Origin of the sequence: Arthrobacter sp. PAMC25284, assembly GCF_019443425.1 — a bacterium.
Classification (GTDB): Bacteria; Actinomycetota; Actinomycetes; order Actinomycetales; family Micrococcaceae; genus Arthrobacter; species Arthrobacter oryzae_A.
This window is the reverse complement of the sequence record NZ_CP080382.1, coordinates 1,406,109-1,429,039: the sequence shown is the minus strand read 5'-3', so window position 1 is coordinate 1,429,039 and position 22,931 is coordinate 1,406,109. Positions and strand designations below refer to the sequence as shown.

Annotated in this window: 11 protein-coding genes; all 11 read left to right on the top strand. The window is 66.0% G+C overall.

The window, feature by feature from the left end:
- Positions 1–119 precede the first annotated feature (119 nt).
- Entirely contained in the window at positions 120–2,858 is a 2,739-nt protein-coding gene (locus KY499_RS06650; protein ID WP_219886586.1) for a LuxR C-terminal-related transcriptional regulator, read from the top strand.
- Positions 2,859–2,915: 57 nt separating this feature from the next.
- Positions 2,916–5,339, top strand: coding sequence for an ATP-binding protein (locus KY499_RS06645; RefSeq protein ID WP_219886585.1), 2,424 nt, complete (start codon positions 2,916–2,918; stop codon positions 5,337–5,339).
- Positions 5,320–5,571, top strand: coding sequence for a response regulator transcription factor (locus KY499_RS06640; protein ID WP_219886584.1), 252 nt, complete (start codon positions 5,320–5,322; stop codon positions 5,569–5,571). The genes KY499_RS06645 and KY499_RS06640 overlap by 20 nt, the downstream gene beginning before the upstream one ends.
- A 1,063-nt stretch (positions 5,572–6,634) precedes the next feature.
- Positions 6,635–7,096 (top strand): adenylyltransferase/cytidyltransferase family protein, encoded by a 462-nt coding sequence (locus KY499_RS06635; RefSeq protein WP_219886583.1) that lies wholly within the window; start codon positions 6,635–6,637, stop codon positions 7,094–7,096.
- On the top strand, positions 7,093–8,268 hold the full coding sequence (locus tag KY499_RS06630; RefSeq protein ID WP_219886582.1) for a DUF1972 domain-containing protein: 1,176 nt from the start codon (positions 7,093–7,095) through the stop codon (positions 8,266–8,268). The genes KY499_RS06635 and KY499_RS06630 overlap by 4 nt, the downstream gene beginning before the upstream one ends.
- Positions 8,265–9,137 carry a CDP-alcohol phosphatidyltransferase family protein gene (locus KY499_RS06625; RefSeq protein WP_219886581.1) on the top strand — a complete coding sequence of 291 codons (873 nt, stop codon included), beginning with the start codon at positions 8,265–8,267 and terminating at the stop codon, positions 9,135–9,137. Before KY499_RS06630 ends, KY499_RS06625 begins: the two co-directional genes overlap by 4 nt.
- Complete coding sequence (locus KY499_RS06620; protein WP_219886580.1) at positions 9,134–9,925, top strand: hypothetical protein; 792 nt, start codon at positions 9,134–9,136, stop codon at positions 9,923–9,925. The genes KY499_RS06625 and KY499_RS06620 overlap by 4 nt, the downstream gene beginning before the upstream one ends.
- A gap of 201 nt (positions 9,926–10,126) precedes the next feature.
- The gene (locus KY499_RS06615; RefSeq protein ID WP_219886579.1) at positions 10,127–10,939 is read left to right on the top strand and encodes a hypothetical protein; all 813 of its coding nucleotides are present in this window, start codon (positions 10,127–10,129) and stop codon (positions 10,937–10,939) included.
- Positions 10,939–18,390: a PKD domain-containing protein gene (locus tag KY499_RS06610; protein ID WP_219886578.1), complete on the top strand. Its 7,452-nt coding sequence runs from the start codon at positions 10,939–10,941 to the stop codon at positions 18,388–18,390. Before KY499_RS06615 ends, KY499_RS06610 begins: the two co-directional genes overlap by 1 nt.
- Before the next feature lie 162 nt (positions 18,391–18,552).
- Positions 18,553–21,084 carry a PKD domain-containing protein gene (locus tag KY499_RS06605; RefSeq protein WP_219886577.1) on the top strand — a complete coding sequence of 844 codons (2,532 nt, stop codon included), beginning with the start codon at positions 18,553–18,555 and terminating at the stop codon, positions 21,082–21,084.
- A gap of 70 nt (positions 21,085–21,154) precedes the next feature.
- Positions 21,155–22,888 (top strand): hypothetical protein, encoded by a 1,734-nt coding sequence (locus tag KY499_RS06600; protein ID WP_219886576.1) that lies wholly within the window; start codon positions 21,155–21,157, stop codon positions 22,886–22,888.
- The last annotated feature ends 43 nt before the right edge of the window (positions 22,889–22,931 follow it).

Genomic DNA, 22,931 nt, shown 5'->3' with positions numbered 1-22,931 from the left:
GAGTAGAAGGCAGCGGATACTCGCTAAGTAATCGAGTAATACTTACGCATCCCGAAACTACGTGGACTGAATACCTTGGAAGCATCACTGGTCAAACTTTGATTGCGAAGGTCTCACACATGTTTCAGCAAGATGCAGGGTTGCCAGCAGGCAGCGGCCAGACGGACACGATATTACCAGCGCAGCGGCTTGCCCTCGGCCGGCATGAACGGCCGTTCACCCGGCAGCAAAGTGTCGCTGAGGTTGTGGAAACCCTGACGTCGGGTTCGGGTTGCGGAATAGTACTCGTCGGCGAACACGGAGCCGGCAAGTCCTTCATCGCCCAACGCGCGCTCGAAGAGCTCGGAGACGAGTACCTCGTAGTCCAGGTCCGAGGCAGCTCTATTTCATCAAAACTTCCCTATGGCGCCCTGAGCGTGCTCCTGAATGACCTGGACGCGTCCCACCTGGAGCACCCGCTGATGGTGCTGCGGGGTTTGACCCAGTTGCTCCACACCAAGTCCGAGGGGCGCCGCGTGGTGTTGTTCGTGGATAACGCCCACGACCTCGACGACCTATCCAGCATGATGGTGGCCCAGCTCAGTGCAGGGGCGCACGTCACCCTCCTGGCCGCATGTGTGGATATGCCTGACGTCGGCGGTGACATCATGGGCCTGTGGAAGGACGACCTGCTCAGACGTGTCGACCTTGGGCCATTCGATTTCGCAGAAACTGCCGCCACGCTCCACTTCGAGTACGGCGGCCGCTTCTCCTTTACCGCGGCGCGGGCGCTGTGGAGCGCGAGCGGAGGAAACGCGCTTTTCCTGCATGCTTTGGCCCGGGAACAGATCAAGTTGGGTACTATCGTCCGCCAGGACGGCGTGTGGGTGCTTGGCAGGGACGGCATCGCCCTGACAGGCGAAATCAGGGACGTCGTCAAAGCGCGGCTGAACCGGCTCGGCACCGGTGAACGTGATGTTTTTGAACTGCTGGCCCTGGCCGGAGCCGTACCGCTGCAGACGCTGATGGGCATTGCCAACCCGCATGACATGGATGCCCTGCAGGAGCGGGGCATGATTATGGTCAGTCATGATCATCCGCCGATGGTCAGCATCACCAACCCGGTGACCGCCGGAATTGTCGCCAGCGTCGTCCCGCCCGGACGCAGTGCGGAACTGCGGCACCGGCTGACCGCGGTGCTTGAGGACTCGGACCGTACGGCCGCTGACGCGCCGGTCGGCGTCGCGTGGGCGCTGGACTGCGGCGAGAAGGTGCTGCCCGGGACCGCCCTTGCAGCGGCACGCCGCGCCAACGAGGCATCCGACCCTGTCGCGGCCCTGAGATTCGTGCACGAGATTCGCGGTGCAGGTACGAGTACCGGGATAGCCGTCGAATCCGTGCGCGCACTCCTGGCACTCAATGACGACGAGGCCGCCCGCCGGACCCTCAATGCCCTCGGGGCCTCCACCGCCGCGGATCTTCCCGTAGCGGAGTGGGCGACGCTTGAACTGCTGCGCGCAGAGCTCGATGGCCGCAGCAAGGCAACGGCGGGGGACGCCCGCGGCAGGCTCCGGGAGATCGCGCCGCGGCTCGACACAGGAACACCTGAGCACGACGCCATGGTGGTGCCCGCCCGGGAGTTGCTGCGTCTGGCAGAAGCAGAGCTCGCTGCATTTCAGGGTCGCTACGCGGACGTCCTTGCGGTAACCGCCGGTGCCGATGCAGGTGATCTGGGAAGTGAGGCCCAGATCGTCGCGGCGAGCCTGCGATGCGAGGCGCTCGCGGCCACCGGCAGCGTCACGAGCGCGATCGCACTGGGGCAGCACATCAACACAGCGTCAGAAAAAGTACGGCTCTCCGACCGGGTGATCCGCCGGATCCGGGGCCGGTTCCTGCTCCTGCTCCTGCTCTCCTCCAGATTCAAGGAGGCAACGGTCTTCATCGAAGAGACGTGTTCCAAAGGCGACCCGCAGACTCGGATCGGCGGGATGTTCGAAATCGGGCACGGAGTCATGGATGTCCACGCCGGGCATCTTGAGGAAGCCCTGTCGCGGCTCCAGGCAGGCATGTGGCAGCTTCGCGCCCACGACCCCGATGCGCTGGCCGGGCTGGCCATGGCTGCCTGCGCCTATACGGCAGCGCTGCACGGCGACGAAGAGGTTGCGGGCCGGCTGTTGGACGAACTCGCCCCTTGGCGGACCCACGCGGGCTGGCTCGTGGACCGGATGACCCGGTACTTGGAACTCTCGGCGCTGGCAGAGCTCGGCCAGCGGGCGAGCTCGGTCCGCGCGCTCGTCGCGGAGGCAGAGGCCGACTCCGACGCCTCCGCCCCGATGACGGCACTCGCATTCCTGGCGGGCGCGGCCCGTCTCGGCGACCGGCAGCTTAGCAAAAAGCTTGGTGCCGTCGCGGGCACCGTCAGCGGGCCGTTCGCGGGCATATGCGCACGGCTGGCTGACGGCATGCGGGAAGCCGACAGCGAGCAGTTGCTGGCCGCTTCCAAGGAAGCGGACGCCGCCGGAAACGCCGTTTTCGCCAGGGACGCTGCCCGGAAAGCCGTCAGCTGCGCCAACGATGCCGGCAACAGGATCGCGCTTCGGGTCGCCCAACGGGCCCAGCAATCACTGGACGACCGGTTTGGCAGCCCGAAGAACGGTCTGCATTCGCTCACGACGTCGACCCTGACAGCCAGGGAATGCGAGGTGGCGGTCCGGGCCGCGGCCGGAACCTCAAACCGGAAGATCGCGGAGCAAATGCATGTATCGGTTCGTACGGTGGAAGGCCATCTCTACCAGGTGTACTCAAAGCTCCATGTTGCCAGCAGAACGGAACTCAAAGATGTCATTTCCACGCCGGCGGAGAGCGCCCGGCTCGGCTGACTCCGGCCACACCCGCAGTCCATTCGCGGGCCCCGACCCCGGCATGAGGATTCGAGGATGGCACGCCCCGCGGACAGCACAGCGCTGATCGAACGCGACGGCGTGGTCAGCGGTGCGCTGGACAGTCTTCGGTCCGGCACCGGGTCCGGGGTGCTGATTATCGGTCCTGCCGGGACCGGCAGGACAGCCATCGTCAAAGCGGTCCTTCGGGAGCTCGGGCAAGGTGAACATTTCATCCGTCTGACGGCGACGCGGACCCTGGCTTCGGTACCCTTCGGGGCGCTGGCGCCCTATCTGGGCAATGTTCCAGTCAGAGACCTTGACTCGTACGCGGCCGTTCTGGCCGGAATAACCGAAAGCCTGCGGTCCGAAGCGCAGCCTCCGCTCTTCGTGATCGACGATGCACATTGCCTGGACCGCAGCACCGCCCAGGTACTGGCCCGGGCCGCCGCCACGGGGGTCGCAGGTCTCATGGCCACGAGCCTGCCGGGGAGTCTGATTCCCGAGGATTTTCTGACGCTGTGGGACGACGGGTTGCTGGCAAAATTCACTCTGTCCCCGCTCAGCCCGGGCGGCACCCATCAGTTGTGCGAACAGATCCTCCGGTCCGACGTATCCCCGTGGGTCAGCAGGTGGCTCCACACTGCGGCAGCGGGCAACCCGCTGATGCTGATGTCGCTGATCCGGCACGCACGGGACAGCGGGGTCCTGGGTTGGCGCCACGGCGCGTGGTTTCTGCTGTCCAACCCGGCACTTGCGCAGGTGCCCGCCTCAGATGTCCTGTACCAACAGCTCCGCTCGATGGCGCCGGAGGCGAGGACAGCAGCGACCATTGTTGCCCTCGCAGGGCCGCTTCCGCTGAGCCAGGTCCTCCGGTTCAGCGGGTCCAGAGCCGTGGATGCCCTGGACCTGGCCGGGATCATCGCAGTCACAGCCGGAACGGACCGTGAGGTCCGGCCAGCGAGTTTGATGGTGGGCGAAATCATCAGGCAACGGGTTCCGGCCGCCCGGAGTTCTATGCTGCGGGCCAACATTCTGGGCCTTTTCCGCGCGGACGATGTCCGGCCTGAAGCCCGCCTGAACCGGCTTCGCTGGTCCCTGGACTGCGGGGCGGCCATTCCTCCCGGGCAACTCGTCCAAGCGGCCGAGGCTGCCAACACGGCGCTGGACCCGGAAACAGCCTTACGGGCTGCCGCCGCCGTGAATGACGCGCTGTTCCTTCCTGAAGCCCGGATCCAACTTGCGTACTCAAACTATCTGCTTGGCCGGATGGACGCGGCTGCCGGGCACCTGGAGGACGCACTGCCCCTGCACCACGGACGCGCCGTCTATCTGGCTGCCCTCCTTGCCGACAGGCTCAGACACGCGACGAGCGAACCCCGGACACAGGCCAAGGCGTGCGGGACGGTCTCTGGAGGGGCCGGACGCAGCCCCGGGCTGTCCCTGGCCGGAACGCCGTGGACGTCATTGCCGGCGGCAGGGATGGCGGCCGATATGCTGTTGCGCGGCCGGGATGGGCGGTTCCCGGCCGTTGCTGCCGGGCTGCGCGAACTTGCCGAGGCATCCCGGTCCGTTCCGGAAATCTGTCTCCCGGCGTTGTCCCAACTCGCCGAACTGTTGACCGCGCAAGGCCGGATGGTGTCCGGCCTGCAACTTGACGAAGAGGCGTGGCTGGGGGCGTCAGCCGCCTGCCGGGCTCTTCCGCTGGTCTACGAGGAGATGGTCTTCCGCCATTGCCTGAACCTTAGTCGTGCCGGGTGCTGGATCGAGGTGGCGGCGGTCCTCGACGACTATGCGGCGCAGCAGCCCGGACGCCTGCTCTTCAGCGGTGGCATGCTGCACCTTGTGCGCGGATACGCGCTGTTGCGTCAGGGCCGGATGCGGGACAGCCTTGCTGAACTGCGGTGGGCGGACGAGGAACTTCTGATCGCGGATCCGCTGATCCTGCGGCCCTTCGCCCTCGCCCTGGCGGCATACGCAGCAAGGTGTGCCGGGAACCCGGACGCGGCACACAAGTATGTCGTGGCCTATGGCCGCTCCGGCTGCGGAGAGCCGCGCACCCTGCGGTTGCTGGCCGATGCCTACTGCCATGCGGCGGGCCCAGTGCCGGGGCCCGAGCCGCAGCGCCGGTGCCGGCCTGCTCCAACTTGCCCGCGAGGCAGACCACGAGGGCCTCGCCGGGGTGGAAGCAGACATCAGGCGCCTGGCAGTCCGCTGCGGAGACACCGGGCAGGCTGCGGCGCTTGCCGCGTGCAGCAATCGTGTCGAAGGCGCAGAGGCGCGGCTGCTGTCATCGTACGCAACTGCGGTGGCCGCCGCCGATGCGGGCGGACTTATCAATTTCAGCGACGACGCCCTGGGCGCCGGACACCTGCTGCTGTCTCTGGAGGCCGCCGAGCAGGCCGGGCGGCTCGTGGAAAAAACGCCGGAACGGTGGAAGCAGACGGCGGTTCAGCGGCGCGTGCACCACCGCCTGGTTGAAGCCGGGACGACCGCGCACCTCCACCTTGTGCCGGGCACCGCAGGCACCGCGCTGACCGGCCGGGAAGAAGAAATCCGGGACCTGGTCACAGGCGGCGCGACGAACGCCGAAATCGCTGCGGTCCTGGGAGTGTCACCACGAACCGTCGCCGGACATCTCTCGCACATCCTGGCCAAGCTCGGGGTCCGCCGGCGGACGGAACTCAGCGGGGAACCCGCGCTGCGCTCCTGAAGCCGTGCTCCCGCCCGGCGGCGCCTCTGCCGCAATCCGGCAGTCTCCCGCGGGCGCTTCCCCGTCCGAGGCCGGGTGTAGGGCACGTGCGGCGCCGTCGTCCGGCTGGCCTGCGTAGGGCGCAGGTGTCCGCGGGTATCGGCGGGAGTAACTCCAAGTAGTCGCGGCGAGGAATCCACGGGAGAAGTCGGGTGAGCGCTACTCGTGCACGGAGCAGACCCGCGCGATTGACTTAGCGCAGTCCCAGGAACAACTCACAAAGGTCTCAAATGAGTAGCTTCAGGGCGGTTTCGACCGCGCGCATGACCAGCAGGACAGTGTGGATACAAGATCCAGTCTTGATTGCTGGGTCTGCCCTTGCCACCATTGATAGTGGACGCGTCAAAACCTTGCATTACCGAACTCCTTCAGTGGATTCGCACGGGGCCCTAGCCGGCCGCCGTGCGCCAAGGTCGGAGCCGGCGGCGTCAGAGCCTTCTGAGACCGAGGCTCTCCCCCCAGCCGCCGCCGGCTCCCTTTTAGTGGAATGCCCGTCAACGAACGGTTGTCCAGAAGTGAGCGCCGCCATTCGGCACCACGGCTGGTACCGCCCACTGGGCAATCGATGGAATCTCAGCCCGGCCCGGTTCTTAGGAACTGCCGCCGGCACGGTGCGCAGCCCGCCCTGGAGCGTTGAAGCTGACCGTGATCGCCAAGCCGGGCGCGTGGACCCGGGAAAGTCATGGCCCACGCGCTACCGCCGCCGGCCGCGAGTCGCAGACCCCGGAATTGTCGCAATAGCAAAGACCGGGGCATCCGCCCGTGACTTCCACCGCAGAAATGCCACGCCGGGTCCGGCGGCCGGCATCCAATTTCCTGCTGTCAGCCTCGCAGTCCTTCTCGCCAGGATTGCTCCCGCGAAGTGCGGCGGCGTGGGCCGGCAGCTGCTCACACGTCCCTGTATCCCGGGGCTGTGGCAAAGCAACGACGATCAATCCTCGGCTGGGTCGAGGATGTTCGTTGATGCGAACTAAACACCGGCAGCCCGGCGTCAAGAAAGAAGTAAGGGGAAGGTAAAAAAATAATGGGTCTCAGAATCGGTTATGCCCCGGGGGCGTTTGATTTATTCCATATTGGGCACCTCAACGTCCTCAAGCACGCGAAGAGCGAGTGCGACTACCTGATTGCCGGGGTCGTGTCCGACGAAATGCTGGAAAGAGTAAAAGGACGCCCGCCGCTGATCCCGCTTTCTGAGCGGATGGAAATTGTCGGCAGCATCGACTTCGTCGACAAGGCCTTCGCCGAGGTCGTCCCGGACAAGATCCAGGTCTGGGAAGAACTCGGATTCAACGTCTTCTTCAAGGGTGATGACTGGAAAGGGACGCCGCAGGGCCAGCGGCTGGAAAAGTCCTTTGGCGCCGTCGGCGTCGAAGTCGTGTACTTCCCCTACACCGTGCACACCTCCAGTTCGGCCCTGCGTACAGCACTCGAGCTGATCAATCACTCCCAAGCGCCGGCGCAGCGCCGGCAGGGAGGCCGGCGATGAGCGGGCTGCATATCGCCATGGTGGGAACCCGCGGAGTACCGGCCCGCTACGGCGGATTCGAAACGGCCATCGAGGAAATCGGCAAACGCCTGGTCCTCCGAGGCCACAAGGTCTCTGTCTATTGCCGGGACGCGGGCGATGGTGCCGAAAAGCAGTCCCAGCATCTGGGCATGGACCTGATCCACCTCCCGGCGCTGCGCAAAAGGTCGCTCGAAACGCTGAGCCACACCGGCCTGTCCGTCGCCCACATGCTGCGGAACCGGCCAAATGCCGCCATTATGTTCAACGCAGCGAATGCCCCCTACCTTCCGGTGGTGCGGGCGGCCGGCATCCCGGTCGCAACTCATGTAGACGGGCTCGAATGGAAACGCGCCAAATGGGGCCGGACAGGCAAGAAGTATTACCAGTTGGTGGAACGGCTGGCAGTCAAGCTGTCCGACGCGTTAATCGCCGACGCCCTCGGAATCCAGGAGTATTACCGGGACAAGTTTGACGCGGATACTGTCTACCTGGCCTATGGCGCGCCGCTCCAGACGCAGGGCCGGGCGGACAAGCTCTCGCAACTGGACCTGGAGGCCCGCGGTTACCATCTGGTTGTAGCCCGCTTCGAGCCGGAAAACCACGTCCATATGATCGTTGAAGGCTTCGCCCGGAGTAACTCGCGCTTTCCCCTGGTGGTGGTCGGTTCCGCCCCGTACTCCGACCATTACACCAGGTTGGTCCACGAACTTGGCGATGACAGGGTCCGCTTTGTCGGCGGTGTCTGGGACCAGGATTTGCTGGACCAAATGTACGCGAATGCACTCGTCTACTGGCATGGCCATTCTGTCGGGGGAACAAACCCGTCCCTTCTCCGGGCCATCGGCTCCGGTACCGCAACCAATGCCTTCGATGTCGGCTTTAACCGCGAAGTGCTCGGAGACTCCGGCCGGTATTTCGCCGACCCGTCAGATGTGGCACGGCTCGTGGCGGACGCCGAAGCCGAAGACTCCGACGTCGCAGCCAGGGGGGCGCACGCGCAACTGATTGCGCGCCGCTACAACTGGGACACCGTCACGGACGGTTACGAGCAGCTCTGCCAGGACCTCGTCCGGTCGACGGCACCGTCGCCGCGCAAGGCGCCCCGGCATTCCGCCCGCGCAACCCACGAGAGCATCGGAGCCGGGCGATGACCGCCGTCGGCTCCGGCTCTGCCCGCGTGTGGGGCACGACCGGCTACTGGGCCACCGTCAAAGAATTGTCCGCGGCCCAAAAGACCGCAGCCCGCGGCGCACCCGCCTACTCGCGCTACATCAACCGCCGGCTCGGTCGGCTGCTCGCGGCAGCCGCGTTGCGGGCCGGACTCGGGCCCAACGCGGTGACCGCCATCAGTGCGGTTTTCACCTTCGCCGGCATTGCCTTGCTCGTGGTATTCCCGCCCTCGGCGGCAGTGGGCGTCAGCGTTGCCCTGTGTCTGGTGGTGGGGTACGCCTTCGACTCCGCCGACGGCCAGGTGGCGCGTATGCAGGGGAGCGGTTCCCCGGCCGGTGAGTGGCTGGACCACATGGTGGATGCCGTGAAGACATCACTCATGCCCTTGGCGCTCGCCGTTGGGCTGTACCGGTTCGACGCGGTCGCGCACACATGGTTGCTCGTGCCGTTGGGCGCAGCTGTCGTGTCCGCGGCGCTGTTCTTCTGCATGATCCTGACCGAGCAGCTGCGCCGCCACACCGGACGGGTTTCCGTGGCCGACCCGGGCGGCCGGTCGTGGCTCCGCTCGCTGCTGGTTGTGCCAATGGATTACGGCGTTCTTTGCCTCTCGTTCATTTTCTACGGGGCGCTGCCTGTCTTCTTGACCGTCTACACCCTCATTTTCGCCGCTACGGCGGCCTTTCTGGTGCTGGCCTCCATCAAATGGTTCCGTGAGCTCTCCGCCATGGCGCCGCTATCCCGGCACGACCATCAAACGCTGCAACAAGGCGTCCCAGCACCACCCCGGCACAGACGGCACGGAACGGCGGCGGAAGCCGCCGGCGCCGTCGGAACAGGAGCGATGCCATGAAGAAGCTGACCAGGTCACCCCGGGGCAAGGGCGAGCCGGGAGACCGGCGCAAACGGCTGATATCGACGTCGGTAGCGGTGTCCGCACTGCTCGTTATTGGCGGAGTCGCATGGGCGTCGACCCTCCAGGGCGCCAGCCGGACAAACGCTGCGCAGGATGCCAGGACCGGCACTGCGACGGCGCGACCTTCGGACAACTCAAGCCCTGCCGCCACCGCCGGAACGCCGGATCCGGGCAAGGACGCCGCCGTTCCCGCCGAACCAGGGACAGTGCCGGTGGCACCTCCGGGTGCCGGCGAAGCAGCCCCACCTGCGTCAGGTGAGGTGAACCCGGCCCCGGTTGACCGGGCCGGAAAGTCCGAGGAGGAACTGGCTGCCATTGCCCAGCCGTCGGCCGCTCCGGTCGATTTCCAGGCGAAGAAAGAGGTGAAGGGCGGCGTTTCGGCAACGATCACGGAGTTGACGGCCGTCCAGGGAATTGCAACGGGCATCGGTGAAGTTGCAGGCCCTGCGATCCGCTTCAAGATCACCGTGGTCAATAACACCGGCGCTGCGCTCTTACTGGACCGTGCCGTAGTCGATGTGAGCTACGGCAAGGACGCGGCCCCGGCGGGCCAGCTCAGCGGACCCGGTCCCGTGGCCTTTCCAGAGTCCGTCGCCCCCGGTCAAACAGGGGACGGTGTGTTCGTCTTTGCTGTACCGAACGAGGCACGGGACAGCGTGACGATCCACTTCAACCTCGAGGCCGAGACGCCTATTGCGACGTTTGCAGGAAAGGCGCCGGTCTGAGCGCCGATGCCCGGCAGCCACAGGCGACCGCAGAAAGCAGTCTCTTCGAAACAACCGTCCAGCAACAGCCAGGAAGGAAGCGGGCCATGACCAGATCAACGGAGCGCCCGCGCACGCCGGGGCTTGTCCGGATGACCGTCCGCAAAGTCCGGAAGACACTCAAAAGGCGGCGGGGCCGGTGGTGCCCTGGCCTATCTGCGCTTGCGGAATGGTGTCGCCCGCGACGCGGTCACGGGAACAGCCGACGTCGTCGTGTCGCTGACCAGCTATGGGGACCGGATCCATTCGGTGGCCGTGGCCATCGAATCGATCGGCCGTGGGACGGTGAAGCCGCGCCGGCTTATTCTGTGGCTGGATTCCCGGGAGTTGTTCGAGGCGCGTCCGGAGTCGCTGGCCAGGCTGGAACGTCGAGGCCTGGAAGTTAAGCTCACCTCGAATTACGGTCCGCACACCAAGTACTTCCCGTTTGTGCAGTCAGTGGAGGGGCACACAGCGCGGCTTGTCACCGCCGACGACGACATTATCTACCCGCGAAATTGGCTGGCACTGCTGCTGGACGCCAGCCGACGGCACCCCGATGCCATCAGCGGCCATTGGGTCAGCGTCATGGGGATCTCTGACGGCGCTGTCGCCGAGTACGGCACCTGGCCGCGGGCGAAGGACACTGCCGTGCGGCCCACCAACTTCGCCCCCGGAGTGTCCGGGGTGATTTACCCGCCGGCGATGCTCGATGAGCTGCGGCGGCGTGGTGACGGATTCCTGAGCGCCTGCCCCGGCGCCGACGACATTTGGCTGCACTGGGTGGCGCTGCGTGCGGGTATTCCGGTGCGGCAGGTACGGTCTGCGCCCCGCCACTTCCCGATCATTCCGGGCAGTCAAGGCCAGGCGCTTATGAAAACCAATGTAGGAGAAAACCGCAACGATCACTGGATCCGAGGCCTCTACACGGCCCAGGACGTGGCTGCGCTCAGCGCTACCACGGCCGGTCTTCAACTGAACCAAAGGGGACGATAATGCTGAGGAACGCAATGCTGGGGAGCGCTCGGAGCGAAGGTGGCCGGTCTACGGGACCGGCGCCGACGTACGCCGGATTGACGGCCACAAAGAAATTGCTGGCGGTGGTGCTCGCCGCGGCCATGGCCTTGTCGCTGGGACTGACCAGCGCGCTGCCTGCCTCCGCCGACACGGCCCCCGCTGATCCCGCCAATCCGGCCACCCCTGCCACGGTCTCCGCGGACGGCCTGCCGACCGCCCAGATCAATGGTGTGGCCTGGACCCAGGTGATCCTCGGCAACACGGTGTTCGTCGGCGGCGACTTCACGGAGGCGCGGCCCGCCGGCGCCGCACCCGGCACCGGCACCGTAACCCGGAACAACATCCTGGCGTACAACCTCACGACCGGCGAGCTGCTCAACACCTTCACTCCCAGCTTCAATGCCGAAGTCACGGCACTGGCGGTCTCACCGGACGGCTCCCGGCTTTACGTCGGAGGTTCTTTCACCGCCTACAACGGCGCCACCGTCTGGCGGGCGGTGGCGCTGAACCCCACCAACGGTGACCTCATCATGAGTTTCCTGCCCCGGATGTCTGCCTCCGTCCGAACGATTATCGCCACCGACACCACCGTCTACATGGGCGGACTCTTCAACGCCGTCGGCTCTGTCACCCGGGACCGGCTCGCCGCGCTCAAGGCCTCTGACGGTTCCCTGCTGCCGTGGAACCCCTCCGCAGTGGGGGGCAGGGTCAACGCCCTGGTGCTGTCCCCGAACGGTGCCAGCATCGTCGTGGGCGGAGCCTTCACCTCGATGAACGGATCCAGCAACCCCGGCTACGGCATCGCCAAGCTGGACACAGCCCAGGGCAAGGTCCTGCCGTTCCCGGTTAACAGCATCGTGCGTAACGGCGGCACCACGGGTTCCATCACGACCCTCGCCAGCGACGGCACCCACGTCTACGGTGCCGGGTACACCTATGGCCGCAGCAGCACCCTAGAAGGGATGTTCTCGGTCAAATGGTCAGATGATTCCGTCACGTGGCTGGAGGACTGCCATGGCGACACCTACTCGATCGTTCCGCTTGGGGACGCCGTCTACGTGGCCGGCCACGCGCACTTCTGCGGCAACGTCGGCGGCTTCCCGCAGACCCAGCCCTGGCAGTTCAACCGGGGCATCGCGTTCAGCAAAGCCGCCACGGGCGTCGTCACGAAGGAAAATCACGGCTACACCAACTTCGAGGGCAACCCAGCGCCGTCGCTGCTCAACTGGTACCCGATCCTTAACGCCGGAAGCTTCACGGGCCAGGACCAGGGGCCGTGGACGGTCACCGGCAACGCGGACTACGTCGTGATGGCCGGTGAATTCACCATCATCAACAACCAGCCCCAGCAGGGGCTCACCCGTTTTCCCCGTACCGGACTGTCCCCGAACAAGCGCGGTCCGCGGGTGACGGGGCAAAACTTCAACCCCACCCTGTCCACCCCGGCCGCCGGTACCGTGCGGGTGCGCTGGCAGGCCAATTGGGACCAGGACAATGAGAACCTGACCTACGAGATCCGCCGCAATGGCGCCGTGCTCGCGACAGTGAAACAGGCGTCCACGTTCTGGAAGCGTCCGGGCATGACCTTCCTGGACACCGGGCTGACCCCGGGACAGAGCTACGGCTACCGGATTTTCGTCAAGGATGCGTTCGGCAACGAAGCACGCAGCGACACAGTCACGATCGCCGCAGCGGGTTCGGTCACGCCGCCGGGGAACTATGCCCAGCAGGTTCTGGCGGACAAGCCGGGCAACTACTGGCGGCTGGGTGAGACCGGCGGAGGCACCGGAGTGGACCTCTCCGGCAAAGACGACCTCCTCGTCCGCCCCGGCGTCAGCTTCGGCGCAGCAGGGGCGCTGTCAGGAGAGTCCAATACTGCCGCCACGTTCAACGGCGGCACCAACGGCGTCGCCGCCAGCCCGACCCTGACTGAACGTCCGCAGGTCTTCAGCACCGAGGCCTGGATCCGTACCGGCACCAAGGCCGGCGGGGAGATCGTCGGCTATGGCAACTCACAGACGGGCGTCTCTGCCGACTACGACAGAAACGTCTACATGGACAATTCCGGACGTATCTTCTTCGGAGTCCGCCCGCAGGGAAGCACCGGGTCCCGGATCACGGTCAACACAACGAAGAGCTTTAACGACAACCAATGGCATCACGTCGTCGCGACCCTGGGACCGAACGGCATGCAGCTCTTCGTCGACGCCACCCAGGTGGCGGGACGGACCGACACCACCGCGGCCTGGGCGTTCGACGGGTATTGGCGGATCGGCGGAGACAACCTGAACAGTTGGCCGAGCCAACCCACGAGCCGTTATCTGGCCGGCCAGATCGACGAAGTCGCCGTCTACCCGGCGGTGTTGCCGCTCTCCCGGGTTCAGGCCCACTACGTCGCCTCCGGCCGGACCGTCAACGCGGCGCCGGCCCCGCCGGTAGCGGCCTTTACCTCGACAACGGCAGGACTCACCGCATCCGTGGACGGCACCACGTCCTCCGACGCCAATGGTCCGATCGCGGCCTACAGCTGGGACTTCGGTGACGGCAGTTCAGGCACCGGCGTCACGGCTCAGCACAAGTACGCGGCGGCCGGGACCTACAACGTCAAACTGACGGTCACGGACAACACCGGCAACACCAACAGTGTGGTTCGTGCCGTATCGGTGACGGCGCCGCCGGCGAACGTTGTCCCGAAGGCCGCATTCACCAAAACGGTCTCCGGACTGGCGGCCGCCTTCGACGCTTCGGGCTCGACGGACACCGACGGAACCATCACCGGCTATGCCTGGACTTTCGGGGACGGGTCAACGGGCACGGGGTCGACGGCATCGCACACTTACGCCGCCGCCGGCAGCTACGCCGTCACCCTGACGGTGACGGATAACAACGGCGGCAAGGGCACCGCCACCGCAACTGTGACCGTGACAGCTCCGCCGGCCAACGCCGTCCTCGCTGCAGACGCCTTCGGACGGACCTTGGCGAACGGTTTCGGCGCGGCGGACACCGGTGGGGCCTGGACGGTCTCGGGAGGGAACTCCAACTTCGCGGTCAACAACGGAACCGGAGCGGTAACACTCGGGGTGGGGGGAGCCAGCCGCACCGCCTACCTCACCTCAATGTCGACGGCCCCATTCGACGGAAGCGTGACCGTCTCCGCGGACAAGATCGCCAACGGCGGCGGCATGTACGTCTCCCTGGTCGGCCGCCGGGCGGACAACAACGACTATCGGGCCAAGGTCAAGATCGCGAGCAACGGAGCGGTGTCGCTGTACCTGACGAAGGTCATCAACGATGCTCAGACCACGCTGGCCGGTCCGATCAATATTGCCGGGCTGACCATGGGCACCAATGACCCCATCGTCATTAGGCTCAAACTCGACGGGGCGGCACCGACGACCCTTAGCGGCAAAGTCTGGCGGGCCTCCGGGACGGAGCCTGTTGACTGGAACCTGACGGTTGCCGACTCAACCGCGGCACTGCAGACCGCCGGCAGCCCGGGCCCTGATCGGGTACCTGTCCGGTTCGGCGACCAACGTGCCGGTGGCACTGCGTTTCGACAACTTCGTCGTCAAGAACCCGTAAGCGCCACACAACCCCTCAATGCCGGACCCAGGACAGGAATGAGCATGCCAACATCACTGCCGTCATCGGACCGCCGCCCGGCAGGGCGCCGGCTGCTGAAGAAGTTACTGGCCGGCGCTACGGCAGCGGCGGTGGCAGTGACGATGGGGATGGCCGGGATCACCCCGGCGGGTGCCGATAGCGCCCCGCCGGTGCCGGCCAGCTCCGCCGACCCGGCCACTGTGACCGCAGACGGGCTGCCGACCGTGCAGATTGACGGTGTGGTGTGGCAGCAGGTCATCGTCGGCAACACGGTTTATGTCGCCGGAAGCTTCGGTACGGCGCGTCCTGCCGGCGCACCGGCCGGCAGCAACACTGTGGTCCGCCGCAACATCCTGGCGTACAACCTCACTACCGGCGACCTGCTCCCGTTTGCTCCAGTCCTGAACGCCCAGGCTTTCAGTATCGCGGCAGCCCCCGACGGGTCCAGGATCTATGTCGGCGGCGACTTCACCTCCGTCAACGGCACCACGGTCTGGCGCGTGGCCGCCCTCAATCCCGTCACAGGCGCGGTCATCACTTCCTTCCTGCCCAAGGCCGCCGCCGCCGTCCGGGCGATCGTCCCCACGGCCGGCACCGTGTACCTTGGTGGCCTGTTCACCGCGGTGGGTTCGGTCGCGCGAAACCGGCTCGCCGCGGTGCAGGCTTCAACCGGTGCCCTCACCGGGTGGGCGCCCTCGGCGGTGGGTGGCCGGGTGAATGCGCTCGCACTGTCGCCTGACGGGAGTCGGATGGTCATCGGGGGAGCGTTCACCACCCTTAACGGCTCGTCGGACCCCGGCTACGGGCTGGCCGCAGTGGACACCGTGACCGGCGGCCTGCAGCCTTGGGCCGCCAACAACAGGGTCCGCAACGGCGGCCTCCACGCCAGCATCACCAGTCTGGCCAGCGATGCCGAGAACGTATACGCGACCGGCTACGTCTTCGGCACCGGAGGCAACCTGGAAGGGACCGTCGCCGCCGGGTGGAACGGCGGCGCCATCCGGTGGCTGGAAGACTGCCATGGGGACAGCTACGGCGTCTACGTGGCGGACAACGCCATCTACAAGGTGGGGCACCCGCACTACTGCGGCAACATCGGTGGCTTTCCGCAGACCGAGCCGTGGGGGTTCCAGCGCGGCCTCGCTTTCAGCAAAGCGGCCACCGGCACCATCATCCGGGACCCGCTGGGATACCCCAACTGGGCCGGGCTGCCGTCTCCGTCCCTGCTTAACTGGTTCCCCACCCTGAACACGGGCACGTACACCGGCCAGAACCAGGGGCCCTGGGCGGTGACTGGCAACAACCAGTACGTGGTGATGGGCGGCGAATTTACCACCGTGAACGGAATCCGTCAGCAAGGGCTTGTCCGGTTCACAGTCCGCGACAACGCGCCCAACAAGCGCGGTCCGGTACTTAGCGGCGCCCGCATCAACCCCACCCTGACGTCACCCGCGGCCGGAACCGTCCGGGTCCGCTGGCAGGCGAACCACGACCAGGACAATGTCAGGCTCACCTACCGCGTCATCCGGGATGGCGTCACCGCCTCCCCGGTCTATACCGTCACCCAGGACAGTACTTTCTGGAAGCGGCCGGGCATGAGTTACCTCGACTCCGGCCTGGTGCCGGGGCAGAGCTACCGCTACCGGGTCTTCGTCACGGACCCGCTCGGCAATGAGGTGCGCTCTGACACCGTGAACATCACGGCCTCCGAAGCGACTCCTGCCAGCGGGTACGCGGCCGCCATTCTTGCCGACGGCCCGGGCAACTTCTGGCGGTTTAGCGACGGCCCCGGATCAACGCTCGTCGACTCCGCGGGGGCGGAGGACCTGGGCGCAGCCCCGGGCGCCGGACTCCGCATGGACGGGGCCGTCATCGGCGAGGGTCCGGGCGCCGGAACCTTCGACGGCACGGTCAACAGCGTCGCCGTAAACAACGGGATCCTCCGAGCCCCGGACGTTTTCACCGCAGAGGCCTGGGTGAGAACCGGCACCACCAAGGGAGGCAATATCATCGGATTCGGCAACGTAGCCGCCGGCACGTCCAAGGTGACGGACCGCAATGTCTACATGGATGACGCAGGGCGGATCTATTTCGGCACGTGGAACGGCGCGATCCGAACCGTCAACAGCGCAACAGGGTTCAACGATGGCCAATGGCACCACATTGTGGCCACGCTCGGAACCGGCGGCATGTTCCTCTACATTGACGGGGCGCGAGTAGCCTTCCGCACGGACGTAACCACCGGCAGGGTGTTTGACGGATACTGGCGGATCGGATCGGGCCTACTGGCCGGCTGGCCCAGCGACCCCACAAGCGACAACCTGCAGGGAGACATTGATGAGGTGGCGCTCTACCCGGCAGCCCTGGGACTGCAACAGGTGCAGTCCCACTACCGTGCCTCAGGCCGGACCCTGAACGTCGCGTCGACGCCGCCGACGGCCGCCTTCGCCTCATCGATCACCTACCTCACGCTCAGCGCCGACGCCTCCGGCTCCTCGGACCCGAACGGTCCCATCGCCTCCTATAATTGGGCGTTCGGCGACGGCAGCACGGGAACCGGTGTAACAGCCCAGCACACCTATGCAGCGCCAGGTTCCTACATGGTCCGCCTGACGGTGCTGGACGGCGACGGACGCTCGGCAAGCACAACGCGCACAGTTACGGCAACGGCACCGCCAGGCAACCAGCCGCCCGTCGCCGCGTTCGCCTCCAGCACCAGCAAGCTCAAGGTCTCCGTGGACGCATCGACATCCAGCGACCCGGACGGGACCATCGCCTCGTATGCCTGGGACTTCGGCGACGCGGCAACGGCGACAGGGCGAACCGCGGACCACAGCTACGCCAGCAGCGGCACCTACCAGGTCACCCTGACGGTCACGGACAATATCGGCGCCGTCAGCAGAACGTCCTCCCCGGTGACCGTTCAACCGAACCGGCCGCCGTCGGCCGGTTTCACGGTGGCAGTCACCAACCTCACGGCAGCTTTCGACGCCGCAGCATCCAGCGACCCCGACGGGACGATCAGCACATACTCCTGGGACTTCGGGGATGCTGCCACGGGCACCGGAATTACTGCGTCGCACAGCTATCTCAAAGCCGGCACGTATCAAGTCACCCTGACGGTACTGGACAGCGACGGTGCCGCCACGTCCATCAAGAAGCCGGTCACTGTGACGGCGCCGCCAGCGGGGACCCCGCTCGCCGCCGACACCTTTGGCCGGACCACAACCTCGGGCTGGGGGACAACCGATCCGGGAGGCGCTTGGACGGTCAACGGCTCGGCCGGCAACTACACAGTGGGAGAGGACCGCGGCTCCATGGTCATGGGCAGCCCCGGAGTTTCACGGCTCGCCTACCTTGCCGGGATCTCGACTCCGGGCGCTGATGTCCAGGCCACGGTCTCGGCAGACAAGATAGCCAGCGGCGGCGGGATGTTCCTCGGCATTGTCGGACGGAAAGTGGGCGCGGACGAATACCGCACCAAGCTAAAGGTTTCCGCCACCGGAAGCGCCAGCCTCTACCTCACGAGGGTTGCAGGGGGATCGGAGGTCACGCTGCAGTCTGTCGCCGTTCCCGGTCTGACCGTGGCCGCGGCGGACCAGCTCCGTCTGCGCATGACCGTGACCGGATCCTCGCCCACGACGCTCCAAGCGAAAGTCTGGCGCGTCGGTGCCAGTGAGCCGGCCAACTGGCTGCTCAGCGCGGGTGATGCCACAGCCTCGCTCCAGGCCCCAGGCTCCGTCGGGCTGATGTCCTACCTGTGGAGCAGTGCCGCCAACGCACCTGTACGGGCACGCTTTGACGATGTTGAAGTCCGGCTCAACTGAGGGGCGGCGGCTGAAATGTGGATCCACGCAGACGAGGATGGTGAGGCCATGTCCCGGCGGGCAATTGTCACACCAAGGGCCAGCGTTTCGTCAGCCAAAAAACCCGGGCAGGGCCGGCGTGACCCGGGCCGGGGCCCAGGGGCGCCCGTCCGTGCTGGGCGCGTGGCTGGCAACGTCGCGGCAACGGCGATCGCGCTGCTGCTGGCCGTTGCCCTGGCTCTCACCGGGGCGCCCGCGAGCTCCGCGGACTCAGCCCCAGTGGACCCCAATGATCCAAAAACGCCTGTCACGGTCACGGCGGACAGCCTGCCCACCGCCCAGCATGACGGGGTGGCGTGGCAGACCACCGTCATCGGAAACACTGTTTATGTGGCCGGACGATTCAATAACGCCCGGCCGTTCGGCGCCGCGCCCGGGACCCAGCAGGTCGCCCGGTCCAACATCCTCGCTTTTAACCTCACCACCGGACAACTGATTCCAGGCTTTGCCCCTGTCCTGAATGCCCAGGCGTTGTCAATCGCGCCTTCCCCGGACGGCTCGAGGATCTACGTCGGCGGCGACTTCACTTCCGTCAACGGCGTCCAGCGCTGGCGGGTCGCTGCGCTGGACGCCGTGACGGGAAACCTGATCGACTCTTTCGCGCCGAAGATGGCCGCCGGCGTCCGGGGAATTGCCGCGCACGGCAACACCGTATGGATGGGCGGGACCTTTAACGCAGTGGGTTCGGTCTCACGGCCCCGACTCGCCGCCGTCAACGCAGCCGACGGTGCCTTGCTGCCGTGGAACCCGGTCGCAGGCAACGGTAAAGTGAATGCCCTGACCGTGTCCCCGGACGGAACGAAAGTTGTTGCGGGCGGGGCCTTCACCACCCTGAACGGCTCAAACCGACCCGGCTACGGGCTGGGGATGGTCAATGCAGTCACCGGCGCCAACCTGCCGTTGCAGGCCAATGATGTTGTCCGTGACGGCGGCAGGGACTCCGCTGTGCTGTCGCTGGCCTCCGACGGGACTAATTTCTACGGCACCGGCTACATTTATGGCACAGGTGGCAACCTGGAGGGCGCCTTTTCCGCCAAATGGTCCGACGGCCGGATCACTTGGGTCGAGGATTGCCACGGTGACTCCTACGGGGTGTTTGCCAATGAAACAGCCGTCTACGTCGCCGGGCATCCGCACTATTGCCAGAATCTGGGCGGCTTTCCCGAGGTGACACCGCGCGCCTGGCATCGGGCCGTGGCCTTCAGCAAGGCAGCAACGGGAACACTGACCGAAGACACCCAGGGCTACCCCTCATTTCCCGGGCAACCCGCACCGTCGCTTCTGAACTGGTTCCCGGAGGTGGACAACGGCTCGGCAAGCGGCCAAAGCCAGGGCCCCTGGGCGGTGACCGGCAACAACGACTACGTCGTGATGGTAGGGGAGTTCCGCAACATCAATCAGCAGCCGCAGCAGGGCCTGGCACGATTCGCCCGCACGGATTTGGCGCCGAATCTGCAGGGACCGCGCGTCTCGGGGAGCGAGTTCGTTCCGACCCTTTCAAGCCCCGGCTCCGGGCGGATCCGCGTCCAGTGGCAGTCCAACTGGGACCGGGACAATTCAAACCTCACCTACAGCGTGTTCCGGGATTCAGCGCCGGACCCGGTCTACGCCGTGTCCTCGCAGTCCACCTTTTGGCAGCGGCCATCCCTGAGCTACGAGGACGCTGGACTTGCATTAGGCCAGCACAGCTACCGCATCGCCGTAAAAGACCCGCTGGGAAACAGCGTTGCAGGCGACAGCCGGAGCATCACCATAGCCGGCTCGAACAACGTGCCGCCGTCGGCGTCGTTCACCAGTTCAGTCAACGGGCTGGCCGTTGCGGTGGATGCGTCGGCTTCGACGGATTCGGACGGCACGATCAGCAGTCACGCCTGGGACTTCGGCGACGGCGGGACCGGCACCGGAGCCACGGCGTCGCACAACTATGCGGCTGGCGGCGGCTACACGATCACGCTCACGGTGACGGACAACGCCGGCGCCACAGCAACCTCATCGCGCAGTGTGACCGTCGCGGCCGGGAACGGGACCATCCTTGCGCAGGATGCCTTCGCCCGCACGCAAACCTCCGGCTGGGGGGCGGCGGACGCCGGCGGGGAGTGGTCCGTGGACGGCTCTCCAACGGTTTATTTCGTCACGGGCGGACAGGGTGTCATGAGACTGACCCCCGGGCAAGGGCCGGCGACGTTCCTGCCGGCAGTCTCGAGCACCAGCAGCAACAGCCTCGTGACGGTATCGCTCGACAAGATCGGCAACGGTGGCGGCACATATCTCGGGTTGAGCGGCCGGAGGATTGGGATCGCAGAGTACCGGGGCAAAGTGAAGGTTTCGGCGACCGGTTCCATCGCGCTGCGCCTGACCCGGCACTCGGGAACGTCTGAGACGACGCTCGCTCAATCCTCGCCCGGCATCACGCTGACAGCCGGCCAAAGGTTGAACCTAAGAGTCGAAGTCACGGGCATTGCGCCCACGACCGTCCGCGCACGGACATGGCTGCAGGGCACTCCCGAGCCCGCCAGTTGGGACCTGAGCGTCACCGACAACACCGCCGGCCTGCAATCCGCGGGAACCGTGGGGATGCTGTCCTATCTTTCGGGATCCGCGAGCAACGACCCGGTGCTGGCACGCTTTGACGACTTCGAAGTGACACCGGATTGAGCGGAGCCAGGGTCACCGGAATGGCAGGGATACACCTTAAAAGAGCAGCAGTGCGGAAAGGAAGACTATGATGCCGTTGACACTCCGGTTCCTGCGGGGGCATCGCCGCCGTAAGACCCCGCGCCGTTGGATTCTGCCGGACCATTCCGGACCGGCTGCCGGGCGCGGAGGCCAGTGGCCGGCCCTGGGACTCAGCGTGATGCTCGCGGCCGCCACAGCGATAGCCACTGCGCCCGCGGCATCTGCGGACTCCGCCCCGGCCGACCCGTCTGATCCTGCAAGTCCCGTCACCGTCACGGCGGACTCCTTGCCGACGGCACAAATCGACGGCGTCGTCTGGCAGCAGACCATCATCGGAGACACCGTTTATGCGGTCGGCAAATTCGCTACGGCCCGGCCCCCCGGCGCGGCGCCCGGCTCGCAGACGACGCCTCGGAAGAACATCGTGGCCTTCAGCCTCAGCACCGGACAGCTGGTCACCGGCTTCGCGGCCTCCCTCAACGCACAGGCCCTGGCCGTTACACGCTCCCCAGACGGCAAGCGGCTCTATGTCGGAGGGGACTTCACCAACGTTAATGGCACCGCGGTGAAGCGTGCGGTCGCCCTCAATCCGAAGACTGGCGCAGTCATTCCCGGCTGGGCACCGGCAATGTCAGCGACAGTCAAAGCGATTTCCGCGACGAACGACGTCGTCTACCTCGGCGGATCGTTCAGTGCCGTAGGATCCACCGGACGGTCCAAGCTTGCGGCGGTCCGCGCGACCGACGGGGGCCTGCTGCCGTGGAAACCGGTGGCCGCGGGGGGAAGCGTCAACGCGCTGGTCCTGTCACCGGACCGGACAAAGTTGGTGGCCGGAGGTTCATTCACCACCCTGAACGGCAGCAGTGAACCCGGCTTCGGCCTGGGCGCCGTGGACGCCGTCAGCGGGAAAAGCCTGCCCGCGCCGGTCAACAGTGTTGTGCGCAATGCCGGTCGTGACGCGGCCATCACGTCCCTGTCCAGCGATGGCACCAGCTGGTACGGGACGGCCTACATCAGCATATCCAAAGGCGGGACCGGTAACCTGGAGGGTTCATTCGCCGCCAACTGGTCCGACCTGGACATCAAATGGATCGACGACTGCCGCGGCGACTCGTATAGCATCTTCGGCAACAACACGGCGGTCTACAAGGCAGGCCACTCTCACGACTGCTCGAAGATCAACGGGTTCCCGGAGGTAACCCCCAAGGCATGGCACCGGGCACTGGCTTACAGCAAGGCAGCGACGGGCACCATGACCAGGACAAGCACCAGGCTGCCCAGTTTTGTGGGCGAGCCCATTCCGACGCTGCTCGTCTGGTACCCGGACATGGACACCGGCACGGCCACTGGCCAGAACCAGGGCCCGTGGGCCGTCACCGGAAACAATAACTACATCGTGATGGGCGGCGAGTTCAGAAACGTCAATCAACGGGGACAGCAGGGCCTGGCACGCTTTGCCGTCAGCACCATAGCGCCCAACAAGGAAGGACCGAGGTCGTCGTCGACGGCGACGAACCCGGAGTTGACGTCGACGTCGGCCGGCAAGGTCAAAGTCCGCTGGCAATCCAACTGGGACCGTGACAACTCCCGGCTTACTTACAAGCTGTATCGGGACGGGGTGCTCATCAAAACCCTAGCGGCGTCATCCCGGTTCTGGTACCGGCCGATGCTGGAATACGTGGATTCCGTCCCGCCCGGGACGAACCACAGCTACCGCGTGGTCGTCGCGGATATCTTTGGCAATTCAAGGGCTTCCGCCACAGTGAGCCTGACCGCCAAATAACCGGCAGGCAGGTGGGTAGCCTCAACGTGAACGGCCGAGGGCC

Coding starts and splice junctions, on each gene's coding strand:
- KY499_RS06635 (WP_219886583.1), top strand. CDS start 6,635: ATGGGTCTCAGAATCGGTTATGCCCCGGGGGCGTTTGATTTATTCCAT.
- KY499_RS06650 (WP_219886586.1), top strand. CDS start 120: ATGTTTCAGCAAGATGCAGGGTTGCCAGCAGGCAGCGGCCAGACGGAC.
- KY499_RS06625 (WP_219886581.1), top strand. CDS start 8,265: ATGACCGCCGTCGGCTCCGGCTCTGCCCGCGTGTGGGGCACGACCGGC.
- KY499_RS06600 (WP_219886576.1), top strand. CDS start 21,155: ATGCCGTTGACACTCCGGTTCCTGCGGGGGCATCGCCGCCGTAAGACC.
- KY499_RS06610 (WP_219886578.1), top strand. CDS start 10,939: ATGCTGAGGAACGCAATGCTGGGGAGCGCTCGGAGCGAAGGTGGCCGG.
- KY499_RS06630 (WP_219886582.1), top strand. CDS start 7,093: ATGAGCGGGCTGCATATCGCCATGGTGGGAACCCGCGGAGTACCGGCC.
- KY499_RS06645 (WP_219886585.1), top strand. CDS start 2,916: ATGGCACGCCCCGCGGACAGCACAGCGCTGATCGAACGCGACGGCGTG.
- KY499_RS06620 (WP_219886580.1), top strand. CDS start 9,134: ATGAAGAAGCTGACCAGGTCACCCCGGGGCAAGGGCGAGCCGGGAGAC.